The sequence below is a fragment of the Phaeobacter sp. CAU 1743 genome, from assembly GCF_039839315.1.
Taxonomy (GTDB): domain Bacteria; phylum Pseudomonadota; class Alphaproteobacteria; order Rhodobacterales; family Rhodobacteraceae; genus Phycobacter; species Phycobacter gallaeciensis_A.
Window position 1 is genome coordinate 45,799 of sequence record NZ_JBDOQR010000010.1, and the last position, 19,185, is coordinate 64,983.

Below are 19,185 nucleotides of genomic sequence, written 5' to 3' on the forward strand. Positions count from 1 at the left end.
TTAGGAAGCAGGGCCGGAGGCCTCGGGTCCATTATGCCCGCGCGCTAAAGCGGATCTGGGCGTAAATGGCAAGAGGCCCCGGTGGAACACCGGGGCCTCAGGAGAGGCTAGCCTGCCTTACTTGATGCGGTACCAGTCAGCCGCATCCCAGAGTTCGCTGTCCCAGACGTTCAGGACGTGGCCACCCAGGGTGTTGGATTGACCGGACAGACGACCACGGTGAACCAGCGGGATCATGCCACCTTTTTCGAAGATCATCGTGTTCAGCTGCTGACCGATTTCGGCGCGCTTGCCTGCATCGGCAGTCTTGGTCAGCTCAGCGTGCAGAGCGTCGAACTCTTCGTCACAGAAGCGGGAGATGTTCTCACCCTGCCACTGGGATGCCGGAGTCGGTGCCTTGTCGCACAGGCCGTTGCCGAAGTAGGACTGCGGGTCGGTGCCGTTGAAGGTGTTGGCGTACATTTCCACGTCCGCGTAGAACTTCTGGAAGGTGTCCGGGGAACCCGGGTCGCCACCGAAGAAGACGGATGCGTTGACGTTACGCAGTTCGGTTTCGATACCGATCTCGCTCCACCACTGTTTGATCAGGGCCTGGAAGTCCTGACGCACGGCGTTGGTCGAAGTCTGGTACAGAACCTTCATCGGCTTGCCATCCGGAGTTTCGCGAACGCCGTCACCGTTGGTGTCTTTGTAGCCTGCTTCGTCCAGCATCTTGTTGGCGCCAGCGATGTCCTGAACGTCACAGCCAGCAATATCTGCTGCGTATACGGCAGGTGCGGGAACCCAGTTACAGGTCACTTTACCGGCTTTGCCGTAACCGATTTCAACCAGCAGCGGGCGGTCGATCGCCATGGACATGGCTTTGTAAACCGCAGGATCGCTCAGGAAGGGGTGCGGGCGTACAACCGAACGCTCGTCCGGGCCAAGCGCCGGATCAGGGTTGGTGTTGTTCAGCATGATGCGCTCAACCAGCGGGCCAAAGCCTGCCACAGCAACGCCTTTGCCGCCTGCTTCCATCTGGGCAATCACATCGGGTGCCAGCTGCAGGTTCCAGGCGTAATCGAATTCGCCGGTTTCCATCACGGCACGACCGGCCGCGGTTGCGTCGCCGCCACCTTTGAACAGCACCTTGGCGAAGGCCGGTTTGGCCGGGTCACGGTAGTTCGGGTTGGCAGACAGGGTGATCACGTCGTTCGGTTTGAACTCATCGACCACGAAGGGACCGGTGCCGATCGGGCTGAAGTTGGCCTCGGTGCACTCGGGGGCTTTGGCGCCCAGGCATTCGGCGAACTGAGCGGCCTGGATGATCGGGCTTTCACCGCCAACGAAGGGGCCGTAAGGGAAGGGGGTCGGGCCTTCGAAAGTGACCTTGACGGTCAGATCGTCGGGGGTTTCGACCGAGGTCACGCCTTCGAATTTGGTGACCTGCGCGCAGCCGCCTTCGGGATGGGTGCAGTAGTCGTAGGTGAACTTCACGTCTTTGGAGGTGAAGGGTGTGCCATCAGACCAGGTGAGGCCCGCCTTGATCTTCCAGGTGATGGAAGTCAGGTCTTCGCTCACACCGCCATTGGCGACGGTCGGGATCTCTTCGGCCAGGAAGGGAACCATTGCACCGTTGGGGTCGTAGCGCGCCAGAGGTTCGATGACCAGCGAGGAGGCTTCAACGTCTTTGGTGCCGCCCGACAGGAACGGGTTCATGATCGAGGGCGCCTGCCAGTAGATGATGTTCACCTGACCGTCGGCGCCGCGCTCGGCAAACGCTGCCGGAGCAAGCGCTGCAGAAGCAATAGCCCCCATCAAAAGGGTCTTGAGTTTCATTTTCACACTCTCCTTGTCGAACACAGAAACGGTGTTCTTGTGTCTTTTTGCGGCCGGGCGATGCGTGGCCCAGCCTGTTGCCGCAAGATTGCGGATGGTTTGTCGTTCCGCCCCACGCGTTAAACGATTGAAATCTAATGCGCCAGCTTCGGCCATGGCCGGTCCTGCGCGCCAGATTGCCCGGGCAGACACTGGGAGGTATCGAAACAGAGTTTGCGGAAATTGCAAGCCTTCGGATCCAAAATTTCGCTTAACGCCGCCCATTGGTTTGACGAAGCTTCAATGATCAGCTTACATCTCGGCCTTGAAAGACTGCCAACGATGCAGCGGATAACGATTTACCGATAAGGGGACGACTGGGGTGCTGGACCAACCAATTGCACAAATTAAGGGCTTGCGGGTCGAATTTCAGACCAAGGACGGCCCGGTCGTCGGGGTTGAGGATGTCTCGTTTGACGTCAACCCGGGCGAAACCGTTTGTATCGTGGGCGAATCCGGCTCGGGGAAATCGGTTTCTTCCCTTTCCCTGATGCGTCTCGTCGAGTTCGGCGGCGGCGAAATCGCGGGTGGGGAACTGCTGTTCAATGGCCGTGGAGGTGAAACCACCGACCTGGCCAAGGCCGAACAGGAGATGATGAAGCAGATTCGCGGCAACGAGATCGGAATGATCTTCCAGGAGCCGATGACTGCGCTCAATCCGGTGTTCACTGTGGGGCGCCAACTGACCGAAGGTCTGCGCATCCACAAGAACATGACTAAAAAACAGGCAGAAGAGCGGGCGCTGGAACTTTTGCGTCAGGTGCGCATCCCCGAACCCGAGCGGCGCCTGAAGCAATACCCGCATGAGCTGTCCGGCGGTATGCGTCAGCGTGTGGTGATCGCGATGGCGATGGCCTGTGAGCCGCGCCTTCTGATTGCGGATGAGCCGACCACCGCGCTTGATGTGACCATTCAGGCCGAAATTCTGGCCCTGATGGACCGGCTGAAGCGGGAAACCGGCACTGCAGTGATGTTCATCACCCACGATATGGCGGTTGTGGCGCAAATGGCGGACCGCGTGGTGGTTATGTTCCGTGGCAACAAGGTCGAAGAAGGCACCGTCACCGAGATCTTTGAAAACCCGCAGCACGACTATACCCGCGCCCTGCTGGCCGCCGTGCCAAAACTGGGCGAAATGATCGGTAAGGACTACCCCGAACCGATGAAACTGATGGGCGTCGAGGACCAGAAGATCGAACCGATCAAGGGCACCGATGAGGTGCTTCTTGAGGTTAAGAACCTGACCACCCGTTTCCCGGTCAAAGGCGGGGTGCTGCGCCGTACCGTTGCCAACGTGCACGCGGTCGAGGACGTCTCGTTCAAGGTGTTCAAGGGCCAGACCCTGTCGCTGGTCGGCGAATCCGGTTGTGGTAAATCCAGCGCCGGACGCTCGATTCTCCGTCTGGTCGAACCCATGTCGGGGCAGGTAAATTTCGAGGGGCGCGATATTCTGGGGCTCAGCAACTCGCAGATGCACAAGGCGCGTCTCGACATGCAGATGATCTTCCAGGATCCCTTTGCCTCGCTCAATCCGCAGATGCAGCTCTTGGATCAGGTGGCTGAACCGATGCGCAACTACGGGCTCGCCTCGGGCTCGGAACTGCAGGATCGCGTTGCCTCGCTGTTCGACCGTGTGCACCTGCCGCGCAGTTTCATGCGCCGCTATCCGCATGAAATGTCCGGTGGTCAGCGGCAGCGGATCGCCATTGCCCGGGCGCTGGCGCTCAATCCCAAGCTGATCGTCGCGGACGAGGCGGTCTCGGCGCTGGACGTGTCGGTGCAGGCGCAGGTTCTGAACCTGATGATGGAACTGCAGGCCGAATTGGGGCTGTCCTTCTTGTTCATCAGCCACGACATGGCCGTCGTCGAACGCGTCAGCCATCAGGTGGGCGTGATGTATCTGGGCCGGATCGTTGAAATCGGCCCGCGCGACCGCGTCTTTGCCAACCCGCTGCACGCCTATACCCAGGCGCTGATGAAGGCCGTGCCTATCGCCGATCCGCGCAAGCGTAAGAGCGAGAAAGATCTGAACTTCAAACCGATTCCCTCGCCCATTCACGGCACGGATTACAAGCCGGAGCCGTCAGAGTACCTTGAGCTTGAGCCGGGCCATTTCGTTCTGACCACCGACAGTGGGTATTGATCCTGTGGCTGATATTCTGACGCCGCTGGAGCTGATGGAGAAACTGGTTTCCTTTCCCACCGTCAGCCGGGACACGAATCTGCCGCTGGTCGAATGGGTCGAAGAGTACCTGAGCAGCCATGGCATCACGCCGCACCGCTGGGTCGATCCCGATCAGCCTCACAAGGCTGCAGTCTTTGCCCATGCCGGACCGATGGTCGAAGGGGCGGTGGTCCTGTCCGGCCATACCGATGTGGTGCCGGTCGACGGCCAGCCCTGGGACAGCGATCCTTTCACCGTGGTGGAGCGTGACGGCAAATACTACGGGCGCGGCTGCTGTGACATGAAAGGCTTCGACGCGCTGGCGATCTGGGCGCTGGTCGAGGCGCACCGCCGCGGCGTCAACCGTCCGTTGCAACTGGCGCTGTCCTTTGACGAGGAAATTGGCTGTACCGGCGCCCCGCCGATGATCGAAGCGATGCAACCCGTGCTGCCCAAGGGCGGCGCGGTCATCGTCGGCGAGCCGTCGATGATGAAGGCGGTGACCGGCCACAAGGGCGGTATCGGCTATGACACGCATCTGATCGGTTTTGAGGTGCACAGCTCGCTGATGCACACCGGGGTCAGCGCGGTGATGCAGGGGGCGCGGTTGATCGACTGGGCTAACCACCGTAATGCGGAAAATGCGGCTGCCGAGCCGGAGGAGATCCCGGCGATGTTCACGCCGCCCTATACCACCTGCCACGTCGGCATGATCGAAGGTGGCACGGCTCATAACATCACCGCCAAGGATTGCCGGTTCGTGATGGATTTCCGCGTGGTGCCCGGCGAAAACGCGGCCGATTGGGAAGAGGCTTATTTGGCCGAGGTGCGCCGCATCGAAGCCGAGATGCAGGCGGTGCATCCGGAGGCGCGAATCGAGATCGAAAAGAAGTTCAACGTTCCGGGTCTCGTCCCCGAACAGGAGGGCGCAGCGGAAACACTGGTGCGGATGATCACTGGGGACAATGGCACCCACGTGGTCAGCTATGGCACCGAAGCGGGGCAATTCCAGGAAGCGGGCTATTCCGCAGTCATCTGTGGCCCCGGCGATATTGCCCAGGCGCACCAGCCGAATGAATTCATCACCGTCGCTCAGTTCAACGCCGGTCACGATTTCATGCGGCAGTTGGTGGACCGGCTGGCGGCCTGATCCAAGGGCCCGGTGCTTGGGCGCTTGATGCATATTCTGAACACGGACGGGCTGTATCGCAGGGCGATGCAGCCCGTTTTCATTAGCCCACTCCTTGGGCCGCTATTTTGTGCAAATACAAATATTTTTGCGGGGGCGAACCAATGCAGTAGTGCAAATCTGCAAATTGGTTCGGGTTAAGTCATTGATTTAATGGGGGCGAAGTTTCGGAGGCCAAAATTGGTTCGCTTTGACGCGTTTTGCATGGCAGCTCGTCTGCTTGTGATACTTGCTAACGCAACTTAATTGACTGACAGTGCCCCGGAACCGCAGCCGTGCGGGCACAACGCAAGAGGAACAGGATGCCAGTCAAAAACCGTTTTGCCGATCTGCAGGATGAAATCACCAAATGGCGCCGCCACCTGCATGAGAATCCGGAACTGATGTACGAGGTTCACAAGACCGCCGGATTTGTGGAGGAACGGCTGAAGGAATTCGGTCTCACCGATATCACCACCGGCATCGGCCGCACTGGCGTCGTCGCGGTGATCGAAGGCAAGACCAACACCTCGGGCCGGGTCATCGGATTGCGCGCCGACATGGATGCGCTGCCCATCACCGAAGCCTCGGGTGTCGACTATGCCTCTAAAACGCCGGGCGTGATGCACGCCTGTGGCCACGATGGTCACACCTCGATCCTGCTGGGGGCGGCGAAATACCTGTCCGAGACGCGCAACTTTGATGGCAAGGTCGTGCTGATCTTCCAGCCTGCCGAAGAAGGTGGCGCTGGCGGCAAGGCGATGTGCGATGACGGGCTGATGGAGCGCTGGGGTATTCAGGAAGTCTATGGTCTCCACAATATGCCGGGCCTGCCTGTCGGGCAGTTTGCTATCCGCCCCGGGGCGCTGCTGGCGTCCTCGGATGAATTCGAAATCACCGTGACCGGCAAGGGCGGCCATGCGGCGGCGCCGCATGATGCCATCGACACGACTTTGGTGGCGTCGCAGATCGTGGTGTCGCTGCATTCCATCGTGTCGCGCAATGTGAACCCGGTGAAACGCGTGGTCCTGACCGTCGGCACCTTTGAAACCGACAGCACCGCCTCCAACGTGATTGCGCATTCCGCCCGTCTGCAGGGCACCGTGCGCACTCTGGATACCGAGTACCGTCAGCAGGCCGAAGGCTGGGTTCGCCAGATCGCGGAAAACGTCGCTGCCGCCTATGGCGCCGAGGCAAAGGTCGAATGGTCGCCGGGCTATCCCGTCACCATCAACACCGAGGAAGAGACAGGTTACGCCGTCGAAGCTGCCCGTGCAGTCTCTGCCGATGTGGTCGACAACACCGACCCGATCATGCCGTCCGAGGACTTCGCCTATATGCTGGAGGAGCGCCCCGGCGCCTATATGTTCCTCGGCAATGGCGACACCGCCATGTGCCACCACCCGGCCTATGTGTTTGACGACAATGCCATCCCGCTGGGGTGCAGTTGGTTCGCCGAACTGGTCGAACGACGTATGCCCGCCGCCTGAGGAGATCGAGAATGCCAGTCAAGAACCGCGCCGCAGAGTTTCAGAAAGAGGTCGCAGCCTGGCGCCGCGACATCCACGAAAACCCCGAGATCCTTTATGACACTCACCGCACCTCTGCCCTGGTGGCGGAAAAGCTGAAAAGCTTTGGCTGTGATGAGGTCGTGACCGGGATCGGTCGCACCGGCGTCGTTGCGGTGATCCGGGGCAAGAGCGACAGCAAGGGGCGTGCCATCGGTCTGCGCGCCGATATGGACGCGCTGCCAATGCAGGAACAGACCGGCCTGCCGCATGCCTCCAAGATCCCCAACGCGATGCACGCCTGCGGACATGACGGTCACACCGCAATGCTGCTGGGGGCAGCCAAATACCTCGCGGAGACCCGCAATTTCGATGGTACCGCCGTGATGATCTTCCAGCCCGCCGAAGAAGGCGGCAATGGCGGCGAGGCCATGGTCAAGGACGGGATGATGGAGCGTTTCGGCATCGACGAAGTCTATGCAATCCACAACAGCCCCGGTATCGAGGCAGGCACATTTGCCATCCGTCCCGGGCCGATCCTGGCCTCGGTCGACGAATTCACCCTGCATCTGAGCGGGCGCGGCGGCCACGGCGCCAAACCCAACATGACCGTCGATACCACGGTGATGATGTGCCATATGATCACCGCGTTACAGACCATCGTGTCGCGCAACATGGATCCGGTGGAGAAGGCGGTAATGTCGCTGACCAGCGCCGAGACATCTTCCAAGGCGTTCAACGTGATCCCCGACAAGGCAGAGGTCCGCGGCACCATCCGCACCCACTCCGAAGACGTGCGCGCGATGATCCCAAAGCGGATCAAGGAAATCGCTGAAGGCGTGGCGCAGACCTTTGGCGGCTCGGTCGAGCTGGAAATGCGCATCGGCGTGCCGGTTACCATCAACGATGATGCGGCCACGGAATACGCCCGCGCTGCGGCGCAGGCGGTTGGTATCTGCGAGGATGTGCCGATCCTGATGGGCGGTGAGGACTTTTCCTTTATGCTACAGGAGCGCCCCGGGGCGATGATCCGTCTGGGCAACGGCCCCAGCGCGGGCCTGCATCACCCCGAATACGATTTCAACGACGAGATTATCCCGGCCGGCATCAGCTGGTTTGCGGAAATCGTCGAAGGCAGAATGCCCGCGGCCTGATCCGGCCGCGGACCCTCGCTGGTGCCTATAGCGCCTGCGACAGCAAACCCGGCGGCGCATGTGGCGCCGCACATGATAAAAACAAGGAGTGACACTATGCCGGTCAAGAACCGTTTTGCCGAGCTTCAGGAGGAAATCACCGCCTGGCGCCGTGATCTTCACGAGAACCCCGAAATCCTGTTCGAAACCCACCGCACTTCGGCGCTGGTGGCAGACAAGCTGAAGGAATTCGGCTGCGACGAGATCGTCACCGGCATCGGCCGCACCGGCGTTGTCGGCGTGATCAAGGGCAAGTCCGACACCTCGGGCAAGGTCATCGGGTTGCGCGCCGATATGGACGCGCTGCCGATCCACGAGCAGACCGGGCTTGAGTATGCCTCCAAAACCGCCAATGCCATGCACGCCTGCGGCCATGACGGCCACACCGCGATGCTGCTGGGCGCTGCCAAATACCTGTCCGAGACCCGCAACTTTGATGGCACCGTTGTGGTGATCTTCCAGCCCGCCGAAGAAGGCGGCGGCGGCGGCAAGGAGATGTGCGACGACGGCATGATGGAGCGCTGGAACATCCAGGAAGTCTACGGCATGCACAACTGGCCGGGTAAACCGATCGGCAGCTTCTCGATCCGCCCCGGTGCCTTTTTTGCCGCGACCGACACCTTTGACATCACGTTTGAGGGACGCGGCGGCCATGCGGCGAAACCGCATGAGACCATCGACACCACCGTGATGACCGCTCAGGCGGTTCTGGCGCTGCAGACCATCGCATCGCGCAATGCCGATCCGGTGGATCGCGTGGTTGTCTCGGTGACCTCATTCGAGACCTCTTCCAAGGCATTCAACGTGATCCCGCAGCGGGTTCAGATCAAAGGCACCGTGCGCACCATGTCGAAAGAGATGCGCGATCTGGCCGAAAAGCGGATCAAGGAAATCTGCGCAGGCGTTGCAGCGACCTTTGGCGGCACGGCCGACGTCACCTACAACCGCGGTTATCCGGTCATGGTGAACCACGAAGAGCAGACCGAATTCGCAGCCAAGGTTGCGTCCGATATCTCCGGCAACTGCGATGAAGCGCCGCTGGTCATGGGCGGCGAAGACTTCGCCTATATGCTGGAAGAGCGTCCCGGCGCCTATATCCTGGTTGGCAACGGCGACAGCGCCGATGTGCACCACCCGGAATACAACTTCAACGACGAGGCCATTCCGGCTGGTTGCAGCTGGTGGGCCGGTATCGTCGAGCAGCGCATGCCCGCCGCCTGATAGAGGCTGAGATTTTTGAAAGAAGAAGGCCCGTCAGATCGTCGGGCCTTTTTCATGTTCAGCCTTCGGACCAGAGCGCCTGATAGACCGCCTCGATCCCATCTGCTTCAGTCCGGGCGCTGAAACTGTGCAGGGCGATGTCGCGGGCATCCCGTGCCATCTGCGCATGGCGCGCCGGATCGCTTAGGATCGCGCGGGCAGCTTCGGCTCCGGCTTGCGCGGCCTCAAGCGGTACGATCACGCCGCTTTTGCCCTGGGCCGAAAAGGCGCGGTAGTATCCAGCCTCGGCCCCCACAAAGGGCACGCCGCTGGCCATACCTTCCAGCGGAGCCATGCCATAGCCTTCGTAGCGGGGCAGTTGCATCACCAGTGACAACGCCCGCATCAGCGGCGGCAGATCTGCGGCGGGGATTTCGCCGGGAAACAGGATACGATCACCTAGACCCGCAGCAGCGATGCGGGATTTCAGATCCTTTAGAAATCCCTGATGTTCGCGCGCGGCACGGCCAATCACCAGCGCGACCGCGCCGGGCAGGGTGGGCAAGAGGTCGATCATCGCATCGACAAAAATATCGGTGCCCTTTTCCGGGCGGATACGGCCAATCGTAGCGATGCCGCGGGTTCCGCCATATCCCAGCGCCGCCCAGGCGGTGTCGCGGTTGTCTGCTGGCTGGAACAGATCGGTGTCTACCCCATGCGGCACCACCGCGCGCACGTGCGGTACGAATTCAGCAGCCTTGTCCGTGGTCGCCACCACCGCATCCATCCGGCTGATCAGCCAGCGCGGCAGGGCCGAATGCCGCCGCTGCGCCGCCGAGGTAAAGACGATGCGGATCGGAAGGCGCAGCACATCCCGCGCCCAGATCGCCGCGCGCATTTCCGTATTGCGTCGCACGTGCCAGATGGCGAAGGGTTTGCCGTCCGGGGCGTTTCTGCACAGGCGCCGCGCCTCGGCCGTGGTAACCGGGGCCGGGCAGCCGGGCAGGGGGCGACCCACCAGCCGCAGATCATGGGTGTTTGCCTGCTGGCGGATCACATTGGCGGCGGTGGCCGAAACCCCGGTGAAATTACGGTTGAAATTGGTGACGAAGAGTTCAGGCATCGGGATGTGTCCCTTTGGCCCCAAGCCGCAGCCGGTCGATCAGAAGATCCGCCACGCCATCCAGCTCCTGCGCTTGTGATCTGGCAAAGCTGGAGGCAGCCGTGCAGGCAGCGTGCAGAGCTTCGGGCTCTTCCAGCCAGTGCTGTACGGCATGCGCAAGTCCGGGTGCGTCCTGCACTTCAACCGCACCGCCAGCGGCGATCAGCGGCGGGAAGGTCTCGGTGAAATTACTGGTGCCGGGACCGGTGATCACGGCGGCGCCTGCCTGTGCCACTTCAAAGGGATTATGCCCGCCAATGGGCCGCAGAGAGCCTCCCAGAAACACCAACGGAGACAGCGCGTAGAATGTGCCCAGCTCGCCCAGCGTGTCGGCCAGATAGACCTGCGTCCGCGGGGTGATCGCTTCTCCCTTGCTGCGCCGCGCGAAGGTCAACTCGGCGTCGCGGATGAGTTCGGCAACCTTGTCACTGCGTTCCGGATGGCGCGGGATCAGCACCAGGCACAAGTCGGGAAAACGGTCCAGCAGGGTGCGATGCGCAGCAAGAATAGTCTCTTCCTCGCCGTCGTGGGTCGATGAGGCAATCCACACCGGCCGCGCGCCGACCTCGGATCGCAGCGCCTCCAGCGCCGCTGCATCAACCGGCAGGGCGGCAGCCCCGGCCTTGAGGTTGCCGCCGGGCTGCACCCGCGCGGTATCGGCGCCAAGCGTGATCAGGTTCTGTGCCATATGATCGTTCTGGCTTAGCAGCAGATCGAAACGCGACAGGATGAAACGGGCGGTAGCGGCGCGTTTCTGCCAGCTGCGGACCGAGCGGTCGGACAGGCGGGCATTGACCAGCGCCAGCCGGGTTCCGCGCTTATGAGCGGCGCTGAGGGTGACAGGCCAGAGTTCGCTTTCGACGAAGACCCCCGCATCGGGCCGCCAGTGATCGAGGAACCTGCGCACCGGTCCGGCCGCATCCAGTGGGGCGAACTGATGTATCGCGCCCTTTGGCAGCCGCTTTTCAGCCACCGCAGCCGAGGTGGCGGTGCCCGAGGTCAGAAGGAAGCGCGCGTCGCTGCGTTTTTCCGCGAGCCGGTTGATCAGGGTGATCGCGGCCAGGCTCTCCCCGACCGAGGCGCCGTGAAACCAGATCAGCGGCGCACCGGAGGGCAGGGTGGGGCGCGACACGCTGGCATGGCCCAGACGCTCGCGCTGGCGCTGCGGGGACACACCCTGCGCCGCCAGTTTTGCGGCAACCTTGCGGTAGGCAAAGGGCGCAATCAGCGCGGTGACGGCCCGGTAGGCGTGAAACAGAGCCGTCGCCTTGCCGCCAGAACCTTGGCTGGTCATCTCAGCCGCCGGTGTGGCTCATGTGGCGGGACATCTGGCCGCCGGGCGTCTGCCGGGAGTAATCGAAATCATGGCCCTTGGGTTTGAGGTTGATCGCGGCGCGGATCGCCTCTTCGAGCGGGGCCTCGCTGTCCGGGTGGTCGCGCAGGGGCGCGCGCAGATCGGCCATGTCTTCCTGACCCAGGCACATGTAAAGCTCGCCGGTGCAGGTCAGGCGCACCCGGTTACAGCTTTCGCAGAAATTATGGCTGAGCGGGGTGATGAAACCGATCTTCTGACCGGTCTCTTCCAGCCGCACATAGCGGGCCGGGCCGCCGCTGCGTTCCGCCAGATCGGTCACGGTATAGTGATTTTCGTATTCGCGCCGCACGTCCTTGAGCGACCAGTATTGGTCCAGGCGGTCCTCATTGCCGATATCGCCCATGGGCATGACCTCGATCCACGTGAGATCAATATCGCGCGAGGCGCACCAGCGGGTGATCTCGGGCAGCTCCGGTTCGTTAAAACCTTTCAGCGCCACCGCGTTGATCTTGACCCTGAGGCCCGCCTTTTGCGCCGCATCGATGCCACGCATGACCTGCGGAAGGCGGCCCCAGCGGGTGACTGCCGCGAATTTCTGCTCGTCAAGCGTATCAAGCGAGATATTGACCCGGCGTACCCCGGCATCAAACAGATCCTGGGCGTATTTCTCCAGCTGCGAGCCGTTGGTGGTCAGCGTCAGCTCCTTGAGCGCGCCGCTGTCCAGATGCCGGGTCATGCCGCGGAAAAAGGTCATGATATCGCGCCGCACCAGAGGCTCACCGCCGGTGATGCGTAGCTTTTCCACGCCCATGCCGACAAAGGTCGAACACAGCCGGTCCAGTTCCTCCAGCGTCAGCAGTTCTTTCTTGGGCAGAAAGGTCATGTTTTCCGACATGCAATAGACGCAGCGGAAGTCACAACGGTCAGTAACCGAGACGCGCAGGTAGGTGATGGCGCGGGCGAAGGGATCGATCAGCGGAGCAGTCATGACTGCATAGGTAAAGCGGCGCCTTGCCTGCGACAAGAGGGGAGTGCATTTTCCTGCTGGTAAAGATCTGTGTGCGCCAATAGATTTGCGGCCATGCGTATCACAATCTCATGCTCCACCGCCCTGCCATTGTCCCTGTCCCTGCTTCTGCTCGCCGGTTGCGGGAACCTCGACTTTCCAGACCTGCGCGGGCAGGCCGCCAGCAGCGCCCCGGTGCCTGCCGCAGAGCCCGTGACCGGCGCTCCGCTGGATGCAACCGGAGGCGCTCTGGCGGTGCCGGAGGATGTGGAGAAGGACATGGTTGCCGAGGCTGAGGCGCCTGCGGCGTCCTCGATCTTCACCGGCACCGAGCAGGTGGTCGCCTCGCTGGGGGATCCCTCGGTTCCGGGACTGTGGATGGAGACCTCTCTGGTCGGGGCCGAGCAACAGGCGGTATTGCGCAGCGCCAGCGGCGCCGAAGTGCAGGTCACGTTGAAACCGGCGGCAAACGGGGGCAGCGCCCGGGTGTCCATCGCTGCAATGCGGGCGCTTGGTTTGCCTTTGACCGAGCTGGTTGAGCTACAGGTGCGCCCGGCCAACTGACGGGCCAACTGACCGGTGAACTAAACCCGTGGATTAGCCTGCCTTGGGCGCCTCGTCTCGAAGGTATTTCCCGGCTTCCTTGCGGGCAAAGGGTTTCATTGCATCGCCATGGGTCGCCAGAAAGATACGGGTGGCCTCTGCATCGTGTTTGCTTAGATCGCGCAGCCACCAAGCGATGGCTTTCTGAATGAACCAGTCGCGGTCTGGCACATAGCCTGCCGCCCATGTGATGATCCGCGCCCGCCGGGCTTGATCGGCGGCTTTGAGATTGTTCATCTTGGCCCAGGGCAGGGTGGCGACCAATGCGGCCCGGCGGGTCCACATATATTCGGACTGCGTCCAGGCCTCGACATCGTCCAGCCGGGCGGGATCCGCCACCAGCCGTTTCTGCGCCGCCATGCAGGCATGGTCGGCGATGGCCCAGCTATCGAACTGTGGCACCCAGGAACAGATCAACGCCCAGGCGGCGTCGTCGCCCTTGATCCGGGCCTGGGTTAGCAGTTTGGCGGCAGCGAGGCGCGCTTCGAAGATGTCCGTATTCCACAGGGCATCGGCAAGGGCTACGCGCTCTTCCACCGTGAGGGTCTGCCGCCAGCCCTTGGTCAGCTCGTTGAGCGCCGGGTTCGGGATACCCAGAACCTCCCGGTTCTGCTTGTGATAGGCCGCCATCTGCTCGGCGCGGCCCGGTTCGATCAGGGCGCGTAGCTGCGCCAGCGCCTCGTCCAGTGTCATCGGATCATTCCACCGTCACGGATTTGGCGAGGTTGCGCGGCTGGTCCACATCGGTGCCCTTGGCCACGGCGGTGTGATAGGCCAGCATCTGCGCGGGCAGGGCGTAAAGGATCGGCGACAGGCTGTCGTGGACCTGCGGCATGCGGATTGCCTGCCAGACCTCGTCACCCGCCTCGGCAAGCCCTTCGGCATCCGAGACCAGCATCACCTTGCCCTTGCGCGCCATGACTTCCTGCATGTTGGAGACCGATTTGTCGAAAAGATCGTCCCGCGGGGCGAGAACCACGACCGGCATGTTGTTGTCGATGAGCGCGATGGGGCCGTGTTTCAATTCCCCCGAGGCATAGGCTTCGGCGTGGATGTAGCTGATTTCCTTCAGTTTCAATGCGCCTTCGAGCGCCAGCGGGAACATCAGCCCCCGGCCCAGGAACAGCACATCCCGCGCTTCGCTGAGCTTGAGGGAGGCCTGACGGATCGCCTCGTTCTGCTCCAGTGCAGCAGACATGACGTTCGGAAGCCCGCGCAGAGCGGAGACATGCGCCTGCAGCTCCTCTTCGCCGATTTCGCCCCGGTCGGTTGCGGCCTTGAGGGCCAGCATCAGCAGCACGCTCAGCTGGCAGGTAAAGGCCTTGGTCGAGGCAACGCCGATTTCAACACCTGCATGGATCGGCAGGGCCAGATCGCTCTCGCGGGCGATGGAGCTTTCGGGGACATTGACCACCGACAGGATCTGATCTGCCTTGTCCTTGCAATAACGCAGGGCGGCGAGGGTATCTGCGGTCTCGCCCGATTGGGAAACAAACAGTGCGGCAGTGCGACCGGGGATCGGTGGTTCGCGATAGCGGAACTCGGAGGCGATATCGACCTCGACCGGAATGCGGGCCAGTTTTTCGAACCAGTATTTCGCAGTGAGGCAGGCATAAAAGGCGGTGCCACAGGCGACCAGTGTCAGCCGGTCGATTTTTGTGAAATCGATCCCGTCGCCTGGCAGGTGCACCGCGTCTTCGCCGACTGGCAGGTAGTGGCGGATGGCTTCGGCAATGACCGTGGGTTGTTCCGCGATTTCCTTGGCCATGAAATGCTTATGCCCGGCCTTGTCGACCTGTGCTGAGTCTATCTGAATGGTGCGCATTTCGCGGTTCGCCAGATCCCCGTTTGCGTCGCGGATCTCCAGGCTGCTGCGGGTCAGGACGGCGCAGTCGCCTTCCTCAAGATAGGTGATCTTATCCGTAAGCGGCGCCAGGGCGATGGCATCGCTGCCGACGAACATTTCGCCGGTGCCATGACCGATCGCCAAGGGCGAGCCCTTGCGGGCAGTAACCATCAGATCCTCTTCGCCGTCGAACAGGAAGGCGAGTGCAAAGGCGCCCTCCAGCCGTGACAGGGTTTTCTGTGCGGCCTCGGCGGCGGACAGCCCACCGCGCATGTAGCGCTCTGTCATCAGCGCGACGGTTTCGGTATCGGTTTCGGTCTGAAACTGGATCCCTTCCTTGGCCAGTTCCGCCCGCAGGTCGCGGTAGTTTTCGATGATGCCATTATGCACGACCGACACTGCGCCGGCACGATGCGGGTGCGCGTTGTTGACCGAAGGTTCGCCGTGGGTGGCCCAGCGGGTGTGGCCGATGCCGGATTTTCCCGCCAGCGGCTCATGCACCAGCAGGTCGCTGAGGTTGACCAGCTTGCCGACAGCGCGGCGGCGTTCCAGCTTGCCGTCGTTGACGGTGGCAATACCGGCACTGTCATAGCCGCGGTATTCCAGCCGCTTCAGCGCCTCCACCAGCAGGGGCGCGGCTTCATGATTGCCAAGAACTCCGACGATTCCGCACATTACGCGCCTCCTTTTGCTTTGCGGGCCTTCTTGGCGCGCAGCATGTCCATCAGTTTTCGCGCACGGCCCGGTTTGTTTTCCTGGGCGCTGCGCGAGATTGCCAGGTCACCATCATCGACGTTCTTCGTCACCACGGTGCCGCTGGCGGTCATCGCCTCATTGCCGACGCGCACCGGCGCCACCAGAAGGGTGTTGGAGCCGATAAAGCTGCGGGCGCCGATTTCAGTTCGGTGCTTCATCACGCCATCATAGTTACAGGTGATGGTGCCGGCCCCGATATTGGTGGCTTCACCGACCGAGGCATCGCCCACGTAAGAGAGATGATTGACCTTGGCGCCAGCAGCGATTTCGGCGTTCTTGATCTCGACGAAGTTGCCGATATGGGTGTCTTCTGCCAGTTCGGCGCCGGGGCGCAGGCGGGCATAGGGGCCGACCTTGGCACCGCGGCTGACGTGGCAGCCTTCGAGATGCGAAAAGGCGCGGATCAACGCGCCGCTTTCCACCGTGACGCCAGGGCCGAACACCACGTTGGGTTCGATGACCGCATCGCGGCCGACCACGGTGTCAAAGGCGAAATAGACGGTTTCAGGCGCCATCAGGGTGACGCCATTGTCCAGCGCCTCGGCGCGGGCGCGGCTCTGGAACTGGGCATCGGCCTGGGCCAGTTCGGCGCGGCTATTGATACCCAGCGTTTCGGCTTCGTCACAGGCTACGGCGGTGACGCGCAGGCCCTTGGCGCGCGCCAGTTCCACCAGATCAGTGAGGTAGTATTCGCCTGCCGCATTGTCGTTGCCGATCTCGGCGATCAAGTCGAACATCAGCTGCGATGCGCAGGCCATCAGGCCGGAATTGCAGAAGGTGATTGCGCGTTCGGTCTCGCTCGCGTCCTTGAACTCGACGATCCGCTCCAGGCTGTCGCCGTCCATCACCAGCCGCCCGTAGCGGCCAGGGTCAGCGGCCTCAAAGCCCAGAACCACCAGATCGGCCTTGGCGCGCGCTTCGATCATGCGGCTGATGGTCTCGCCGCTGACAAAAGGCGTGTCGCCATAAAGAACCACCGCATCGCCATCAAACCCGGCCAGCGCCTCCCGTGCCTGATCCACTGCGTGACCCGTGCCCAGCTGTTCCTCTTGCAGCACCACCTCGGCGCTCTCGTCGATATCGGCCACGGCGGCGCGCACCGCTTCGGCGCCATGACCTGCGACCACGACGATCCGTTCCGGCTCCAAAGCGCGCCCAGCGGCCATGGCATGTTCCAGCATGGGGACCTGGGCGATGGGATGCAGGACCTTAGGCAGATCTGAATTCATCCGCGTGCCTTTGCCTGCGGCCAGGATGACGAGGGCTGTGCTCATGTTATGTTTCTCTTTGTCTTTTCAGCGCCCCCGTTTTATCCGCTAACAGTGGGTGCGCAAGCCATTGCGCCATCAAACTAGGTTGCGGCTTGCAACATCATGCGGCGGAAATGCGCCGAAAGGGGACGATATGCGGACGGTAATCTTTGATCTGGATGGTACTCTGGCGGACACGTCGGGGGATTTGCTGGCAGCGGCTAATGCCTGCTTTCGCCAGATGGGCCATGGCGATCTGCTGACCCGCCCGGGCGACGCGGCGATCGCCCTGCGCGGCGGCAAACGGATGCTGACCGAGGGGCTGAAGCGGGTCAATGAATACGACGACGCTACCGTCGAAGCCTTTTATCCCGTGCTGCTGGAGGCGTACAAAGGCGCAATCGATCACCACACCGTTCTGTATCCCGGCGCGATGGATGCCGTCGAGGCGTTGAAACTGGCTGGCTATGGCGTTGGCATCTGCACCAACAAGCCCGAGGCGCTGGCCGAGCAGCTGATGCGATCCCTTGGCGTGCGCGATGCCTTTGCCTCGCTTGTGGGCGCCGATACGCTGCCGGTGCGCAAACCCGATCCCGCGCCGTTGTTCGAAGCGGCCCGCCGCGCGGGCGGTGACCCCGCGCGCACCGTTCTGATTGGCGACAGTGATACCGACCGCAACACATCCGCCGCGGCGGGCGTGCCGTCGGTTCTGGTCACCTTCGGTCCTGCAGGCGATGACATGGCGGCGCTGAAACCCGAGGCGCTGCTGCACCGGTATGAGGATCTGCCCGGGGTGGTGGCGGAATTGCTGCCCTGATGATCTGATGTCCTTCCGCGCGCGTCTGAAACCGGGCGCGACAGCGGCTTCCCCCTTGACCCCGCTGCTGGCCGCGCTCACAAACAGGCCATGAGCGAGATTTTCACCGGCAGTTTCACCCAGCAGGAACCCATCCCAGAAGAGGCGATTGCCGCCGCGATGGAGGTGCTGCGGCATGGCCGTCTGCACCGCTACAATGTTGCGGGCGACGAGGCCGGAGAGACCGCGCTGCTGGAGCGCGAATTCGCCGACCAGATGGGGGCGAAATACTGTCTGGCGGTTGCCTCGGGCGGCTACGCACTGGCCACCGCGCTGAGAGCGGTTGGTGTGAAACATGGCGACCGGGTGCTGACCAATGCGTTTACCCTGGCGCCGGTGCCGGGCTCCATCGCAGCTGTCGGTGCCACGCCGGTCTATGTGGATGTGACCGAGGATCTGACCATCGATCTGGAGGATCTGGCAGCCAAGGCGAATCAGGCGGAGGTGCTGATGCTCAGCCATATGCGCGGGCATCTGTGTGACATGGACCGGCTGATGGAGATCTGCAACGACGCCGGGATCACCGTGATCGAGGATTGCGCCCACACCATGGGGGCGGCCTGGAATGGCACGCTTTCGGGACGGCATGGCGCGGTGGGCTGCTATTCCTGCCAGACCTACAAGCACGTGAACTCGGGCGAGGGCGGGCTGCTGATCACCGATGATGAGGAGATCGCCGCGCGGGCCATCATCCTGTCCGGTTCCTACATGCTTTATGGCCGTCATCTGGCCGCGCCGGGGCCAGAGGTGTTCGAACGGGTGAAATATGAAACCCCGAATATTTCCGGGCGCATGGATAATCTGAGGGCCGCGATCCTGCGGCCCCAGCTGCGCGATCTGGAGACGCAGGTCGCCCGCTGGAATGAACGCTACAGGGAGGTCGAAACCGGGGTGCGCGGAACGCCGGGTCTGACCGTGGTGGAGCGCCCGGCTGCGGAAACCTATGTGGGTTCCTCTATCCAGTTTCTGTTGCTGGATTGGGCTGCGGACCGGGTGCAGGAGGTTCTGCGCCGCTGCGCCGCCCGCGGGGTTGAGCTGAAGTGGTTTGGTGAACCGCAACCCGTGGCCTTTACCTCCCGCTATGACAGCTGGCGCTACGCCGAGACGCCGTCGCTGCCCAAAAGTGATCGCATTCTGGCGGGGATCGTCGATATGCGGGTTCCGCTGACCTTCAGTCTTGAGGACTGCGCCCAGATCGCCCGCATCATCCGCGCCGAGGTTGGTGCAGTGTTTCAGGGCGCCTGATCCACAGCTGAGGCTGTTTCCTGCAGCAATCAACTCCGACTGGCCGGGCCCCGACA

At 62.3% G+C, this 19,185-nt stretch carries 15 protein-coding genes; 8 read left to right on the plus strand and 7 right to left on the minus strand.

What is annotated here, in order from left to right:
* Window positions 1–117: 117 nt before the first annotated feature.
* Window positions 118–1,818, minus strand: coding sequence for a peptide ABC transporter substrate-binding protein (locus AAFO90_RS06070; protein WP_065273094.1), 1,701 nt, complete (start codon window positions 1,816–1,818; stop codon window positions 118–120).
* A 361-nt stretch (window positions 1,819–2,179) separates the two neighbouring features.
* Here AAFO90_RS06070 and AAFO90_RS06075 point away from each other — a divergent pair, with 361 nt between their 5' ends.
* The 5 genes from AAFO90_RS06075 to AAFO90_RS06095 all read left to right on the plus strand — a co-directional run bounded on the left by AAFO90_RS06075 (window position 2,180) and on the right by AAFO90_RS06095 (window position 9,111).
* Window positions 2,180–4,000 (plus strand): ABC transporter ATP-binding protein, encoded by a 1,821-nt coding sequence (locus tag AAFO90_RS06075; protein WP_065273095.1) that lies wholly within the window; start codon window positions 2,180–2,182, stop codon window positions 3,998–4,000.
* A 4-nt stretch (window positions 4,001–4,004) separates the two neighbouring features.
* On the plus strand, window positions 4,005–5,171 hold the full coding sequence (gene argE, locus AAFO90_RS06080; RefSeq protein WP_274868097.1) for an acetylornithine deacetylase: 1,167 nt from the start codon (window positions 4,005–4,007) through the stop codon (window positions 5,169–5,171).
* A 341-nt stretch (window positions 5,172–5,512) separates the two neighbouring features.
* Window positions 5,513–6,679: a M20 aminoacylase family protein gene (locus AAFO90_RS06085; RefSeq protein WP_274836721.1), complete on the plus strand. Its 1,167-nt coding sequence runs from the start codon at window positions 5,513–5,515 to the stop codon at window positions 6,677–6,679.
* Between the two features lie 11 nt (window positions 6,680–6,690).
* Window positions 6,691–7,851, plus strand: a complete 1,161-nt coding sequence (locus AAFO90_RS06090; protein ID WP_347508855.1) for a M20 aminoacylase family protein — start codon at window positions 6,691–6,693, stop codon at window positions 7,849–7,851.
* A 96-nt stretch (window positions 7,852–7,947) separates the two neighbouring features.
* Window positions 7,948–9,111 (plus strand): M20 aminoacylase family protein, encoded by a 1,164-nt coding sequence (locus AAFO90_RS06095; RefSeq protein WP_065273099.1) that lies wholly within the window; start codon window positions 7,948–7,950, stop codon window positions 9,109–9,111.
* 58 nt (window positions 9,112–9,169) lie between these two features.
* Here the strand turns inward: AAFO90_RS06095 and AAFO90_RS06100 are convergent, their stop codons facing one another.
* The 3 genes from AAFO90_RS06100 to moaA are packed head-to-tail and all read right to left on the minus strand — an operon-like array spanning window position 9,170 to window position 12,555.
* Window positions 9,170–10,213 carry a glycosyltransferase family 4 protein gene (locus AAFO90_RS06100; protein WP_347508856.1) on the minus strand — a complete coding sequence of 348 codons (1,044 nt, stop codon included), beginning with the start codon at window positions 10,211–10,213 and terminating at the stop codon, window positions 9,170–9,172.
* Window positions 10,206–11,546, minus strand: a complete 1,341-nt coding sequence (locus AAFO90_RS06105; RefSeq protein WP_347508857.1) for a 3-deoxy-D-manno-octulosonic acid transferase — start codon at window positions 11,544–11,546, stop codon at window positions 10,206–10,208. Before AAFO90_RS06105 ends, AAFO90_RS06100 begins: the two co-directional genes overlap by 8 nt.
* A 1-nt stretch (window position 11,547) precedes the next feature.
* Complete coding sequence (gene moaA / locus AAFO90_RS06110; protein ID WP_065273102.1) at window positions 11,548–12,555, minus strand: GTP 3',8-cyclase MoaA; 1,008 nt, start codon at window positions 12,553–12,555, stop codon at window positions 11,548–11,550.
* Window positions 12,556–12,648: 93 nt separating this feature from the next.
* On the opposite strand from moaA, the gene AAFO90_RS06115 reads away from it, so the two are divergent.
* On the plus strand, window positions 12,649–13,137 hold the full coding sequence (locus AAFO90_RS06115) for a hypothetical protein (protein WP_347508858.1): 489 nt from the start codon (window positions 12,649–12,651) through the stop codon (window positions 13,135–13,137).
* A 33-nt stretch (window positions 13,138–13,170) separates the two neighbouring features.
* Here the strand turns inward: AAFO90_RS06115 and AAFO90_RS06120 are convergent, their stop codons facing one another.
* Genes AAFO90_RS06120 through glmU form a run of 3 tightly spaced genes read right to left on the minus strand, consistent with a single transcriptional unit; the run spans window position 13,171 to window position 17,052 of the window.
* Window positions 13,171–13,869, minus strand: coding sequence for a DNA alkylation repair protein (locus AAFO90_RS06120; protein ID WP_347508859.1), 699 nt, complete (start codon window positions 13,867–13,869; stop codon window positions 13,171–13,173).
* A gap of 4 nt (window positions 13,870–13,873) precedes the next feature.
* Window positions 13,874–15,697, minus strand: coding sequence for a glutamine--fructose-6-phosphate transaminase (isomerizing) (gene glmS, locus AAFO90_RS06125; RefSeq protein WP_347508860.1), 1,824 nt, complete (start codon window positions 15,695–15,697; stop codon window positions 13,874–13,876).
* On the minus strand, window positions 15,697–17,052 hold the full coding sequence (gene glmU / locus AAFO90_RS06130; protein ID WP_347508861.1) for a bifunctional UDP-N-acetylglucosamine diphosphorylase/glucosamine-1-phosphate N-acetyltransferase GlmU: 1,356 nt from the start codon (window positions 17,050–17,052) through the stop codon (window positions 15,697–15,699). The genes glmS and glmU overlap by 1 nt, the downstream gene beginning before the upstream one ends.
* 130 nt (window positions 17,053–17,182) lie before the next feature.
* Between glmU and AAFO90_RS06135 the strand changes: the two genes are divergently transcribed.
* Together AAFO90_RS06135 and AAFO90_RS06140 are read left to right on the plus strand one after the other, a co-directional pair.
* Window positions 17,183–17,845, plus strand: coding sequence for an HAD-IA family hydrolase (locus AAFO90_RS06135; protein ID WP_274833537.1), 663 nt, complete (start codon window positions 17,183–17,185; stop codon window positions 17,843–17,845).
* 90 nt (window positions 17,846–17,935) lie between these two features.
* Window positions 17,936–19,129 (plus strand): aminotransferase class I/II-fold pyridoxal phosphate-dependent enzyme, encoded by a 1,194-nt coding sequence (locus AAFO90_RS06140; RefSeq protein ID WP_347508862.1) that lies wholly within the window; start codon window positions 17,936–17,938, stop codon window positions 19,127–19,129.
* Window positions 19,130–19,185: the final 56 nt, after the last annotated feature.

Excerpts from the sequence above, each read along its gene's own strand:
- AAFO90_RS06085 (WP_274836721.1), top strand. The coding sequence starts at position 5,513 with ATGCCAGTCAAAAACCGTTTTGCCGATCTGCAGGATGAAATCACCAAA.
- AAFO90_RS06090 (WP_347508855.1), top strand. The coding sequence starts at position 6,691 with ATGCCAGTCAAGAACCGCGCCGCAGAGTTTCAGAAAGAGGTCGCAGCC.
- AAFO90_RS06135 (WP_274833537.1), top strand. The coding sequence starts at position 17,183 with ATGCGGACGGTAATCTTTGATCTGGATGGTACTCTGGCGGACACGTCG.
- AAFO90_RS06140 (WP_347508862.1), top strand. The coding sequence starts at position 17,936 with ATGAGCGAGATTTTCACCGGCAGTTTCACCCAGCAGGAACCCATCCCA.
- glmS (WP_347508860.1), bottom strand. The coding sequence starts at position 15,697 with ATGTGCGGAATCGTCGGAGTTCTTGGCAATCATGAAGCCGCGCCCCTG.
- moaA (WP_065273102.1), bottom strand. The coding sequence starts at position 12,555 with ATGACTGCTCCGCTGATCGATCCCTTCGCCCGCGCCATCACCTACCTG.
- glmU (WP_347508861.1), bottom strand. The coding sequence starts at position 17,052 with ATGAGCACAGCCCTCGTCATCCTGGCCGCAGGCAAAGGCACGCGGATG.
- AAFO90_RS06100 (WP_347508856.1), bottom strand. The coding sequence starts at position 10,213 with ATGCCTGAACTCTTCGTCACCAATTTCAACCGTAATTTCACCGGGGTT.
- AAFO90_RS06095 (WP_065273099.1), top strand. The coding sequence starts at position 7,948 with ATGCCGGTCAAGAACCGTTTTGCCGAGCTTCAGGAGGAAATCACCGCC.
- AAFO90_RS06105 (WP_347508857.1), bottom strand. The coding sequence starts at position 11,546 with ATGACCAGCCAAGGTTCTGGCGGCAAGGCGACGGCTCTGTTTCACGCC.
- AAFO90_RS06120 (WP_347508859.1), bottom strand. The coding sequence starts at position 13,869 with ATGACACTGGACGAGGCGCTGGCGCAGCTACGCGCCCTGATCGAACCG.
- AAFO90_RS06070 (WP_065273094.1), bottom strand. The coding sequence starts at position 1,818 with ATGAAACTCAAGACCCTTTTGATGGGGGCTATTGCTTCTGCAGCGCTT.
- AAFO90_RS06115 (WP_347508858.1), top strand. The coding sequence starts at position 12,649 with ATGCGTATCACAATCTCATGCTCCACCGCCCTGCCATTGTCCCTGTCC.